11 protein-coding genes are annotated in these 13,052 nt (G+C 43.2%); 6 read left to right on the top strand and 5 right to left on the bottom strand.

Going from position 1 to position 13,052, the window contains the following annotated elements:
* Positions 1-71: 71 nt before the first annotated feature.
* Positions 72-1,373 carry an ABC1 kinase family protein gene (locus tag AC5JPO_RS01460; RefSeq protein WP_493843055.1) on the top strand — a complete coding sequence of 434 codons (1,302 nt, stop codon included), beginning with the start codon at positions 72-74 and terminating at the stop codon, positions 1,371-1,373.
* A 53-nt stretch (positions 1,374-1,426) separates the two neighbouring features.
* On the opposite strand, the gene AC5JPO_RS01455 is transcribed toward AC5JPO_RS01460, so the two are convergent.
* Positions 1,427-2,257, bottom strand: coding sequence for an ion transporter (locus AC5JPO_RS01455; protein WP_319051928.1), 831 nt, complete (start codon positions 2,255-2,257; stop codon positions 1,427-1,429).
* Between the two features lie 317 nt (positions 2,258-2,574).
* Between AC5JPO_RS01455 and AC5JPO_RS01450 the strand changes: the two genes are divergently transcribed.
* Positions 2,575-3,324 (top strand): YebC/PmpR family DNA-binding transcriptional regulator, encoded by a 750-nt coding sequence (locus AC5JPO_RS01450; RefSeq protein WP_493843054.1) that lies wholly within the window; start codon positions 2,575-2,577, stop codon positions 3,322-3,324.
* 75 nt (positions 3,325-3,399) lie between these two features.
* On the opposite strand, the gene AC5JPO_RS01445 is transcribed toward AC5JPO_RS01450, so the two are convergent.
* Both AC5JPO_RS01445 and ftsY read right to left on the bottom strand, forming a co-directional pair.
* Positions 3,400-3,972 (bottom strand): methylated-DNA--[protein]-cysteine S-methyltransferase, encoded by a 573-nt coding sequence (locus AC5JPO_RS01445; RefSeq protein WP_493843053.1) that lies wholly within the window; start codon positions 3,970-3,972, stop codon positions 3,400-3,402.
* Between the two features lie 52 nt (positions 3,973-4,024).
* Positions 4,025-4,936: a signal recognition particle-docking protein FtsY gene (gene ftsY, locus AC5JPO_RS01440; protein ID WP_319051979.1), complete on the bottom strand. Its 912-nt coding sequence runs from the start codon at positions 4,934-4,936 to the stop codon at positions 4,025-4,027.
* Between the two features lie 760 nt (positions 4,937-5,696).
* On the opposite strand from ftsY, the gene AC5JPO_RS01435 reads away from it, so the two are divergent.
* From AC5JPO_RS01435 to AC5JPO_RS01425, 3 genes are all read left to right on the top strand, one after another.
* Positions 5,697-5,849, top strand: coding sequence for a hypothetical protein (locus tag AC5JPO_RS01435; protein ID WP_319051570.1), 153 nt, complete (start codon positions 5,697-5,699; stop codon positions 5,847-5,849).
* A 97-nt stretch (positions 5,850-5,946) separates the two neighbouring features.
* On the top strand, positions 5,947-7,437 hold the full coding sequence (locus tag AC5JPO_RS01430) for a M16 family metallopeptidase (RefSeq protein ID WP_319051569.1): 1,491 nt from the start codon (positions 5,947-5,949) through the stop codon (positions 7,435-7,437).
* A gap of 67 nt (positions 7,438-7,504) precedes the next feature.
* Positions 7,505-9,043: a M16 family metallopeptidase gene (locus AC5JPO_RS01425; protein ID WP_319051568.1), complete on the top strand. Its 1,539-nt coding sequence runs from the start codon at positions 7,505-7,507 to the stop codon at positions 9,041-9,043.
* A gap of 122 nt (positions 9,044-9,165) precedes the next feature.
* Here the strand turns inward: AC5JPO_RS01425 and AC5JPO_RS01420 are convergent, their stop codons facing one another.
* Both AC5JPO_RS01420 and AC5JPO_RS01415 read right to left on the bottom strand, forming a co-directional pair.
* Positions 9,166-9,753 carry a hypothetical protein gene (locus AC5JPO_RS01420; RefSeq protein WP_319051567.1) on the bottom strand — a complete coding sequence of 196 codons (588 nt, stop codon included), beginning with the start codon at positions 9,751-9,753 and terminating at the stop codon, positions 9,166-9,168.
* Positions 9,754-9,992: 239 nt separating this feature from the next.
* Positions 9,993-10,976 (bottom strand): D-Ala-D-Ala carboxypeptidase family metallohydrolase, encoded by a 984-nt coding sequence (locus AC5JPO_RS01415; protein WP_493853097.1) that lies wholly within the window; start codon positions 10,974-10,976, stop codon positions 9,993-9,995.
* 265 nt (positions 10,977-11,241) lie between these two features.
* Here AC5JPO_RS01415 and rodA point away from each other — a divergent pair, with 265 nt between their 5' ends.
* A complete protein-coding gene (gene rodA, locus AC5JPO_RS01410) occupies positions 11,242-12,384 on the top strand; it encodes a rod shape-determining protein RodA (RefSeq protein ID WP_493843048.1) in 1,143 nt (380 codons plus the stop codon).
* The last annotated feature ends 668 nt before the right edge of the window (positions 12,385-13,052 follow it).

The following is a 13,052-nucleotide window of genomic DNA, read 5'->3' as shown; positions in this document are numbered from 1 at the left end:
TCAAACAGTAATTGTCTGATGAAAATAATAGAATTACAGCTGAGCACACAACCCACTATATGGTGATATGAATGGCAAAAACGTCCGGAAAGCGCTTTATGAAACTCGCTGGTATGACAGCAAGCATCGCCGGTAAAGCCGCTAAAAACTCATTTAAGCACCTCTCAAGCGATGAAGAAAAGCGACTGCAAGCTCGTTCAGACTTGATGCAAGATGTGGGTGTTCAGATTGCCGAAACTTTAGGTGAGATGAAAGGTGCGGTGATGAAAGTAGGACAGATTGCCTCACAATACAAAGATGTGTTTCCACCTGAGGTTGCCACTGCTCTAGAAAAGCTCCAAAAAGATGCCCCGCCAATGCCCTATGCGCAGATACGTGCGCAAGTCGAACGTGAACTCAACGCGCCTATGCCAGAGTTATTCAGTGAGTTTGACGAGACGCCATTTGCCGCAGCATCTATCGGACAAGTGCATAAGGCCGTTTTGAGCTCTGGTCAAAGAGTGGTGGTCAAAGTCCAGTATCCTGATGTTGATGAAAACTGTGATAGTGATCTCAAACAAGTTCGCATGGCGCTAAAAATTGCCGGCGTACTCAATATGAGCAAGCAATTACAAGAGCAGCTTTTTAATGAGATTCGCCAAAGCCTACACGATGAGCTTGACTACGTTAAGGAAGCACATAACTTACGTGTGTTTGGTGCTTTTCATGCAGACGATGAAGGACTTATCATTCCTAAGGTTATCAGTAGCCATTCTTCCAGACGGATTTTGACTTTGACAGAAGAGATGGGAGAAACACTGACGGTTGCCGCAACGTGGGACAATGATATAAAACAAAAAATAGCCGAGCGTTTGTTTCACTTTACCGCAGGACAGCTATTTGGCTTGTACCGCATGCATTGTGACCCACATCCAGGTAACTTCGCCTTTCGTCATGACGGTAGCGTAGTTGCCTATGATTTTGGCGGTATTCGTAGCTATAGCGATAGCGAAGTCCAACTGTTCCGTCGTTTCGCAAGACATGCTATCAAAGGCGATGTGACCGCACTCGAGCAAGACCTTGTCGCTCTAGATATTCGCCGTGAAGATGACAAAAACATCCCCGGTGAGTTCTATGAAAAATGGCTATCGATTGGCCTAAAACCTTTATCCATTAGCCCTTATCAAGAAGGTGCCTTTGATTTTGGCAGCAGTCAGATACATCATGATGCTATTGCCCAAATGCGCACGTCATTGAAATACTTTGGACAGTTTCAGCCTTCCGCCACAACGATGATGTTGGATCGTACCATATCAGGACAGTATTGGAACTTGGTCAATCTAGATGTCGAAATCGACCTATCACCACTCGTTGACGAATACATTGAAGCCTAATGAATCAGCTTAACGGGCGCTACCACACTGGTTACTGGCTACAAAATTGCTCACTAAATATGTAACGCATGACCACAGCGATCGCAAAAGTCTGCGCCTACGGCATGTCCAAATTTACCGCAGTTGGGGCAAGTCACTGGATTGAGCTGTGGACGCATATTACGAGCAAGCTCAGAGGTAAAGATACCTGTCGGTACCGCAATAATCGAATAACCTGTGATCATGACCATGGTTGCGATTGCCTGCCCTAGCGGTGTCTTGGGCGACATATCACCATACCCAACTGTCGTCATCGTGACGACTGCCCAGTAGATAGACAGTGGGATACTGGTGAACCCATTCTCAGGCCCTTCTACCACGTAAATAATGGAACCAAAGATAGTCACAAGCAGTACAAGTGATAAGAAAAATACCGTAATTTTCTGTTGACTGGTCCTTAGTGCAGAGGCCAAAAAACCAGCCTGTTGCATGTATGCTTTGAGCTTGAGTACACGGAATATACGTAAAATACGCAATACTCGTATCACCAGTAGATACTGTACGCCCACAAACATCAAACTCAAATAACTCGGCAATACAGACAGTAAATCCACTATACCAAAGAAACTAAACGCATAGCGTAAGCGGTTGGGTGCTGAGAACAGTCTTAGCACATACTCAATGGTAAACAGAATAGTAAAAAACCACTCCGCATAAAAAAACAAGGTGCCATATTGCAAGCGCATATACAGCACACTATCAAGCATGACAACAGCAACACTGGCCAAAATCGCAATCAGCAAAACAATATCAAAAAGCTTACCCGAGCGGGTATCTGTCCCTTCGATGATGATGTGTATGCGGTTACGCAAGTGTGTCAGAGCTTCGGCAGTGGGTTGCTTCATAGAATCAGTACTTTATAAAATCAATGGCTTGATAGCACTCAATGATTTAAAATGTGATGGATAAGGGCAAGTTGGTCAAGACGGCTAAAACTGGTTTATAATATCGCTCACTTATCATAGTGAGTACAATCTATAAGTTGCCACAGTGTAGCAAAAAAGCACCTTTAACAACATACAAATCGTTAACGTGCTAGTAGCGCTACTACCTCAAGCAGACAAAGTAATGATAGTATGGAATCAGACAATCACATACTAAAGAGTGCAACTATAATTCTTTTTACCCACAAAAAATAATACGTAGAATCTAAGGATGTTATATGGCAGGCCATTCAAAATGGGCAAATATTAAACACCGCAAAGCCCGTCAGGATGCAGTAAGAGGCAAGATATTTACCAAAGTTATCCGTGAAATCGTCTCAGCAGCCAAACAAGGTGATCCTGATCCTGATAAAAACCCACGCTTGCGTGCCGTTATCGAAAAAGCCCTATCGGTCAACATGACTCGTGACACGATCAACCGTGCTGTCGACCGTGGTACAGGCGGCGGCGATAACGAAAATATGGAAGAAGTCAGCTACGAAGGCTACGGTGTTGGCGGTGTGGCGGTACTTGTCGAGACCATGACTGACAACCTCAATCGTACGGTAAGTGAAGTCCGTCACGCTTTTACCAAATGTGATGGCAATCTTGGTACATCAGGCTCAGTGGCTTACCTGTTTACCAAACGCGGTGAGATCACTTTCAATGATGTAAGCTTAGAGGATGAGGTGATGTTAGTAGCACTAGATGCTGGCGCCGTTGATATCGAAAACGATGGCGAGAGTTTGCTTGTCATTACTGAATGGGAAAGTTTCGGTAAAGTCCAAGATGCTCTAAATGCGGCTGGTCTTGTTTCTGATAATGCTGAGGTGACTATGTCGCCATCTACCACGGCTGAGATCGATAATGTCGATGATGCTGAAAAGATCATAAAAATGATTGATATGTTAGAAGATGCCGATGATGTGCAAGAAGTTTATACTAACGTGAATTTCTCTGCTGATGTCATGGCGCAGCTTGAGGCATAATCTGATTAGCAGTCTAAAAAAAGGGCCAAATACTGATGTGTTTGGCCCTTTTTTCTATGGAAAAAATAAATAAAACTACTTTTTATACCATGCATTTTCAAGCGCTAGCAAATATTCCTTTTTATCCAGCCCGCCTGTATAGCCACCAAGCTTGCCATCGCTCGCAATGACACGATGACAAGGAACGATGATACTAAAAGGATTCTTACCGTTAGCCTGCGCGACCGCACGGAATCCCTTTGGACTGTTGACACGCTGGGCGAGTGTGGCATAGCTAATGGTTTTGCCATACTCAATACCCTGCAGTGCCTGCCATACTCTTTGCTGAAACTCAGTACCCATAGAAAAATCCAAAGGTAAATCCAGTGTCTTACGCTTACCAGCAGCGTAATCTTTGAGTTGGGATATCGTTTCTATTAACAACGCTTGAGCAGGTTCACTCATGCTTAGGCTATTACTATCTATAAAGGTGAAATCGTCATCTGACATACCGTAATACTTTTTGATTTTAGGGACAGATTTTGAGCTATGCCATGAGTTACCTGCCAGCAGCCAGTTGGCTTCAACGAGCACAGGCTTACCATTCTCATTGACACGAGCAATCAGTGTGAATCGATGTAACCCAACAGTTGCAGTAGTAACGATCATGGCGTCTACTTCCCTATTCTTTTAAAAATAATTTACCAATTAACTGGCTCTCTTATTCTTTATCGTCGGTCTCAAACAAAGCGGCGACAAATTGTTTTGGACTAAAGGCGCGCAAATCATCAATAGACTCACCCACACCAATGTAGCGGATAGGCACATCTGTCGTCTCAGCGATATTGAATACCACGCCCCCTTTAGCAGTGCCGTCCAGTTTGGTAATGGTGATACCCGTCAGAGGTACAACCTTGTTGAATAACTCAACTTGATTGATGGCGTTCTGACCTGTACCAGCATCGAGTACGATCATACCTTCATGCGGTGCGCTGGGATCAGCCTTACGCATCACGCGTACGACCTTCTCTAATTCTGCCATCAAATGTGTCTTATTCTGTAGACGACCAGCTGTATCGGCTATAAGGACATCGATATTTTTGGCTTTGGCAGATTGCATGGCATCAAAGATGACAGAAGCACTATCAGAGCCATGCCCTTGCGCTACGACTGGGATATCATTACGCTCACCCCAAATTTGCAGCTGCTCGGTGGCTGCTGCACGGAACGTATCACCTGCTGCTAGCATGACTGACTTACCTTCACCCTGTAAGCGCTTGGCAAGTTTACCAATGGTTGTTGTCTTGCCCACACCATTAACGCCAACCACTAAAATAACAAATGGTTTTTTGCTGGTATCAATGACCAACGGCTCAACTTTAGGCGTCAAAATATCAACCAGTTCGCTTTGCAGGGCTTTATATAACGAGTGTGCATAGATCAGATCACCGCGAGCAGTCTGCTCGGTGAGGCTCTTAATGATACGGTTGGTCGCGTTGACCCCAATATCAGCAACTAGCAACTGATCTTCGACCTCTTCTAACAGCTCATCATCGATCTCTTTACCACCGATAAGAATACTGACCATGCCTTCGGCCAAGTTTTTACGCGACTTACTGAGTCCCGTTTTCATACGGTTAAACCAGCTGCCTTTTTTCTTATTCTCTTGCGGCTCTACTGGTTCTTCTACTGGCTCTTTTGGACTATCAGTTTGTATACTGCTGCTGTTAGTTGGACTCACGCTTGGCGTGTCTCCCAACTGCTCTTGCAATGGCATGGTGGGTACGGTTGACACGGTATCAGAGTTGTTTGCAACATCTGTCTCTGTGACACTCGAAAAGCTTTCAGAATCTCCTTTAGGTACGTTATGCTCTTCAGTCATAATGATTGGCGTGGCCAAAGCAATATTTTCTTCTGCATCGTTATTTGAGATGTCTTGGATTGTCGTACTGTCCTCGAGTACAGCTGCGCGCTCAGAATCATCAACGATGGGCACCGATTGCACCGGTAGACTGGGTAAGGTAATATCATCGTCATCTAAGTCATCAAGACCATCATCTAAGTTAATGACTACGCGGTTGTTATTGTTTGGGTTATTCATAATTTTGCCCTAAAAGTTATCATTATCAGTTATTTGTTCATTGTAGATAAATTTATATGTCTTTATACGCTTATGAGCGACGTGACAATGAGTTTCAGCCTATTTTAGCATAATTAAAGTCGTGCTCAGCCCTTACCATAATAGACTATCGTTAAAATATATCTGCTCTAAAAGTCACTCAAAAATTTTAGAAAGTTTTGCTTAAGGTTTGGACACAAAATTCTGACTTGTAACTTGATAGACTTCGCCTACTCTACCAAGACTATCAACGACTCTTTATTAGGAAATGCTCATGTCTCTACTATCTAAGCACTACAAAAGCATCATCAATATCAGTGCGGCTATTTTGTTAACGACAACGGTATTGTCTGTGGCAGGCTGCAGCACCACGCAAGAGTTCAGACCCACAGCTAGTGTCATGGTAGGCACTCAAACCTCTTTATGACGTCCATTATCACTATGACTCCTTAGCACTACGATCCATTATTACTATAACTGTCGTCATTCTCTTTAGTCATCATTTTATATAAGTAGACCATACCATGCCATTGCCTTTACCACTACCGATCAGCCCATTACGTATTGCTTGTGCCTTGGCGATAGCAGCGTCACTGACCGCCTGTCAGACCAGTACGATATCTGCTAGCTCTACAACTACTGCTACTAACTCAGTCGCAGCAATCGGTACAGGGCAACCTACTTCAGACGCAAGTAGAGAGTCAGCACCATCTGCACTGGCAATGGACATGTCAGGTCGACATGAGTATCAGTTAGAAAACGGTCTAAAAGTAGTTATAAAAGAAGACCACCGTGCACCAGTCGCCATGACACAAATCTGGTATCGAGTAGGCTCGGCAGATGAGCCAACTGATAAGGGAGGTATCTCACACGTGCTTGAGCATATGATGTTCAAAGGAACCACTGATGTATCAAGTGACAATTATGAACGGTTGATTGCCAAATTTGGCGGTGTCAACAATGCCTTTACCAGCTATGACTATACGGGGTACTACGAGCTGTTTCCTGCTAACCGCATGCCTTTGGCTTTAGAGCTTGAAGCAGATCGCATGAAAAATCTGACTTTCGATGATAAAGAGTTTGCCAAAGAGCATCAAGTCGTTATGGAGGAGCGCCGTCAACGTACTGATGACAATCCACTTGCCAAAGCTTACGAGTCATTTCGCCTGCTAGCACTACCTGACAGTCCGAAGGGTGAGTCTGTCATTGGACCGATGAGTGAGCTTGAGTCAATCAAACTCTCTGATTTAACAGACTGGTACAAGACATGGTATGCACCCAACAATGCCACTTTGGTCATCGTTGGTGACGTACAACCACAAGATGTGCTCGCGCAAGTCAAACGCTATTTTGGCACGCTTGCACCAAGCGACGTACCTAAACGCAATGCTGTCACTCAAAAGGGCTTTCGAGGGTATCAAAAAGTAGAGTCTGAGCAGGCCGTCCAAGTGCCTGTTCTCTTAATGGGTTACAACGTGCCTAGTTTGGTGACGGCAGGCGCAAATGACGAAAAACAGGCCTATGCCCTCTCCCTTGCTCAAGACGTACTCGACGGTGGTCTATCTGCACGCTTAGAGAGCCGACTGATACGTGAGCAAGGTCTGCTAACTACCGTTGGTACTTCTTATGACTTACTTGATCGCGGCGATGGACTATTCTTAATTCAGGCAACACCGCGTGAAGGTGTCAGCTTAGAGCAAGCGCAGCAAGCCATAACGTCAGAAATAGAAAAGCTCAAAACAGATCCCATTGCTGCCGACGAAATCAGCCGTGCTAAGACCAATACGGTCACAGGCTTGGTTTATGCGCAAGATAGCATGGAGGGACAGGCACGTATGATAGGCTCGCTACAGTCTATTGGTTTAGATGATAGATTGCTTGCCAAGCTACCAACCAAACTCGATAGTATCAGTGTAGATGACATTCAGGCTGCCAGTAAAAAATACTTGGTTAAGAACAACCTTACGGTGATGCATATCGTGCCACCCAAAGAAAAGCAAAACCAAGCAAAGTAATGGCTGCCTATCATCAAGCGTCTAATAAAAATGACGACAAAAACGTATTCTTAATAAGAAGAACATCATGATTCAGAATAAGTATGACTCTCAAGTAAGACAGAAAATATCAAGTGCTAGCTCATTGAAAAAATGGTCATATCTTAGCACCAGCCTCGTACTTGCTTTGGGTATATTGACTACTACCGCTCAAGCTGAGACAACAGGTGCTGAAGATTACCGCGCACCTGCTGCCGTCGATGCCAGTGCGCCTATTGCGGCACTGTCTAAGCTGACTAGTATTGATAACGCCGAACCTCTAAAAGTCACCGTGCCAACAATCCAACAATTTAAAACTAAGGCTGGCGTCCCTGTAAAATTCGTAAAAACCACCGCCTTGCCAATCGTCGATATAGACCTGCGCTTTAACGCTGGTAGTGCGCGTGACGGTAGCATCAACAAAGATGGTTTTGGCATCGCCAACATGACAGCGACAATGCTTGAGCAAGGTACCACGAGTTTAGATGAAAACGCATTCACGCGAGCCGTTGAAACTTTAGGCATCAATTTGAGCAGTAGCGCGTACAAAGACATGTTTATTGTTTCACTACGTAGCTTATCTGATGACGAGCACCTTCTACCGGCTGTTGACTTAATGACGCAGATGGTGAGTGAACCTACGTTTAATGATGATGTTCTAGCACGCAACAAGGCACGACTACTGGTTGGTTTACAGCAGCAAAAACAAGACCCTAACAGCCTTGCAAGCATTGCTTTTAATAATGCATTGTATGGCAACCATCCTTATGCGCACCCCTCGGTCGGTACACTCGAGAGCGTGCCTACCATCCAAAAGCAGCAGTTATTAGACTTCAAAAATCGGTATTTAGTGACAGCAAATGCTTCTATCGCTATGACGGGCAATTTGACATTAGTCCAAGCGAAACGTCTGGCTGAAGAGATCACTACGAAGCTGCCTACAGGACAGGCCGCAGCAGAATTACCTGAACCCACACCCCTTACTACAGCACAGCATATACACATCCCATTCCCAAGTACCCAAACCACTGTCCTAATGGGTCAACTGGGTAGTAAACGTGCAACCGATGCTGTGGCGCAGCAGCAGCAAACCAATTTTGCAGTTGGTAATGAGATCATGGCAGGTAGTGATTTTAATGCGCGATTAATGACTGAGGTTAGACAAAACTTGGGTTATACCTATGGTATTTCAGGTTCAATGAGTCCGATGCTAGCACGAGGCCCTTATCAGATTGGGTTTTCGACGCGCAACGATAAGGCGCGCGCAGCGATCGATGCAAGCTTAGGAGTTATTAATAAGACACTAGAAAAAGGTGTCACTCAGGATGAGATGCGCTTGACAACAGACAACTTAAAAAATAGTTTTCCAATGGGCTTTGCAAGCAACGCAGGTATTAACGGCTTGTTAGGAATGATGAATTTTTATCAATTGCCGAACAATTACTTGGCTGATTATACCAATCGTATTGATCAGGTCACGCTTGTAGAAGTGAATAAAACCATGCGTGATACGCTAAAGCCTGATGATTTTTTGATTGTAACTGTGGGACAAGATGACCCTTGGAAAGATAAACCAGTGAACAAGTAGCTGTTCTGAAAATACATAAAGACAAATTAATAACGTAAGTGATGAGAAACACAAAACACACCGCTCATAACTTACGTTTTAAGACTTAAAACACTGTGCTACAAAGCTCATGGTAGACGTTACTATAAATATGCTTTGTCAGAAATGGTCATTGCAACATCATAACTGAGGTCTTTTGGCTTATGGGTTGCACCGTTGTAGCTCAATCGAATGATGTGCTTGTCATAAGAGGTTACTTGGTAACCTCCGTTAGCGAAATTATGTACCGATGGAACTATCAGTAATGCTTCGATTTGACGATTGTTAGTTGCTACTGAAATACTTTGACCATCTCGCGGGTATAGAAAATAGTCGCAATAGTCGTTCACCATCACTTCTTCAAGACGCTCAATGACCTGACTACCATGCTCTTCTTCTATTAGCTTTGGACAGACATCAGAGCGTTTTGATGCCAAACGTGCATAAGAGTTTTTAATACCGTCTTCAATATTTTTAGAGTTTTTTTCAATATTATTACGGCTGATTGTATTCTTATCTGTGACCGATGAGCGGCTGTCAGAATGCGTTTGTGGGCTGCAGGCACTAACAAGTAATGCGGATAAAAATGCCGTACCTACTAACGCGCCATACATATATCTTGAACGAAAAAAGCTTTGGTTCTTATTATTTGACTGACTGTACTGTTTAAGTGTCGCGCGCTGCTTTGTCATAAACCCTGCTTGTGATAACGTAATCTTCTTCCTTGAAGAGCGACAAGGATACAAAGATAGGTAAGAAAAGTACTATCATTAAAGCATAAACCATAAATACCAAACAAATTTTCAGTGAACTTATGCGTCTAGCTTATCGTTCTATATCTACTTTTATCCTAGAACTTATCAGCGCTATATTATAACGTCTCTATCTACTTTTACCATGTAAATCTAGGTTTTTATCTGCTAATTATTTGCTAGTAACGGCAAGAAGAGCTGCTACTTGCATGGTTGAAGCCCCATTTACGATAACCATCTGTGTCGAGATGGATGGCACCTGTAGAATACAACCCTAGACCGAAGTTATAGGCTTGACCTTGATATTGCCAAAATTGACATAATCCATCTTGCATAGTACTAAGACGCCATAGATTATCTTCATACTCTGGCACCCAAACATCTATCGCACTAGCATTCATATGTTTACTACCATCTGCACCGCCTGCACAGTCATTGAGACCAGGACTGCGGTATACCGAACGTATCTCAGTGCTCGGTGGCAATATCCCTTGGTTTTTTAATTCGCTATATAGATGTAGTGTCGGTACGATATTCGACCACAGCTCTTGCGGTGGCAATTGATAGGGCTCATAACCGCATTTCTGCCAGCTACGCGCTGTGGTCAGTAACTGAGACAATGGCGGTACATTTCGCGCCCCTAAGCGCGAGCTCAGATAGCTTTGGTACTCTGCCACCTGCCTAGCACGGTAACTGTTACTATTGAGCCATGCATTGAAATCCATGCTGGTAAAGTCGTTATAAGCGCTATTATAAGTATTGCTTGCTGTGCTGTAGCTATTATTACTGTAGGTTGTATTGTAGATGGGCTGGCGGCGGTTGATACTGACGCGTTTGCTTTCTTCGATAGATATGCTGGCATCAATATTGAAATCACGCTGCTTTTGTGCAATCAAGCTTTGCATACTATCGCCACCTGATGAGTTTCCCCCATTCGACTTAGTCCCATTCAACATAGTCACGCCGGGACGCTGGTTGGCAACATTATTAGAGGGCGTGATATAGGCATTACTACTGTCACTATTACTCTGACGCACTACGATACGGCGCTCACTATTATCACTTATAATAGCGGCATGTACACTGACACTGCTTGCAAAGACAATTAGTGCCATAATAGACTGGCTAAACTGCCTACGGTTATGGTTGTTTGATTTTATCATTGCAGGAATCTACCGCTAAAAACGTTTTATCGATACTATCAAATTTTCAGCAAGCAGGCTAAACTATCGCCTCTAATCTGAGGCATGCTATTCGTAATTAACACTTATCCTCATAATCTTTATAATTATGTGACTTTATTGCCTAGATGTTAAAAATCGACTCACTGTTTTTTCTATAGTTTTTAATAAAATAGATAAACCACAGTCTTATCAGACATTTTAGACGACGTCTCCCTCTTACCTAATTGCTAGTCAAACTCTGCCTATGTCTTCTAATCCTCAATACCGTTTTTCACGTCAAAGCCATCACCTAGGTCAGGGTCATGCACCGACGCTGTGGCAGCGTATTCATATCGATCCGTGGCTGACCTTGTTATTGCTAACGGTTTGTTGTATTGGCTTGACGATTTTGTATAGCGCGGCCAGTCAGGATGTGGGTATGGTCATACGCCAGATGGTGAGTTACGGTGTGGCTTTCATAGTCATGTTTATTATGGCTCAGATACCGCCCAGTCTCTATCGCACCTTCACGCCTGTATTTTATGTACTAGGACTTATACTATTGGTGCTAGTAGATGTCATCGGTGAGGTGCGTATGGGTGCCCAGCGATGGATTAGAATACCTGGATTTGGCAGTGTGCAACCCTCAGAATTCATGAAACTTGGTATGCCTATGATGTGTGCTTGGTTTTTATCAAAACGTGATCTGCCACCCTCAGCATCCAGTATTGCCATTACCTTGGCGCTCATTATCGTTCCTGTACTATTGATTGCAAAAGAACCGGACCTTGGCACATCACTATTGGTAGCAGCAAGCGGTATCTTTGTGCTGTTCTTAGCGGGGCTATCTTGGCGCCTTATTTCTGCTGCGGTTGTTTTGGCGATACCCTTTATTGCGTTTGCATGGAATTTTTTATTGCATGATTATCAGCGTACGCGAGTATTGACCCTACTCAATCCTGAGGCTGACGTACAAGGCGCCGGATGGAATATCATTCAGTCAAAGACCGCTATTGGTTCAGGTGGTCTTACGGGAAAAGGCTACTTGGAAGGCACACAGTCACATTTGCATTTTTTACCAGAGGGACATACTGACTTTATTATCGCTGCCTTCTCTGAAGAGTTCGGTCTGATGGGCGTCATGCTACTCATGTTTATTTACTCTTGCCTACTAACACGCGCCCTTTATATTGCGCTAACTCACCCTGACGTCTACAGCAGGCTATTAGCAGGTGCTATCGCCATGTCTTTTTTCGTATACATATTCGTTAATGTCGGTATGGTTGGCGGTATTTTGCCTGTCGTTGGTGTCCCTCTACCTTTTATTAGTTATGGTGGTACTGCTATTGTGACTTTGATGGCAGGATTTGGTTTGCTCATGTCCATTCATACGCACAAGTCTGGCTAACCAGTGGTAGCTATCAATTTAATACTTTATAAATCAATATCTTATATGGTATAAACCAGCACTCAACCCTTGAAATATCCATACAGGCTTACCATATAACCATTTATATTCTGTACATTCCATCTTTGTGTTCTACTACAAAAAGCCCTAGTATATTGATAGCTTCACGGTCGTTAATATTTTGTTACTTTTAATAAATAGGACATAATTTGTGCTCAGAATACTCTATATTCGACTCCGTATGCTATATAAGCTGTTGTTATTTAATTACTTATAAGATAGGTTAGCAAGCAGGTATTTTTCCAACATTATTTGATTATAAACTAAGGCTAAAATATTTTATTCCTTGTTTTTTATAAAAAATTGCGTTAACCTCATTTACTGTACTTCGATACATAACCAGTACATAGCTACTAACAAACTTTGCATTTAATTATATTTGAGTTGTAGCCCGGCCGTATAGTTGTCATCTTGTCGATTTGAGGCTTTCAAATACACTACTTAATTAACGGTTTAACAACAAAGCATCACGTAATCATATTTAAACCACTCATTAATTTAGCGCTATCGGAAAGTTTTCATATCGGACATTTTGTAGATACGACGTATAGTGATATTTACTTCTAAAGCTAGATATAATTATCTAATAAATATCACTAACTATCATT

It is taken from the genome of Psychrobacter sp. H25 (assembly GCF_059076335.1).
The sequence above is the reverse complement of the archived record's forward strand: the minus strand, read 5'-3'. Positions and strand labels throughout refer to the sequence as shown.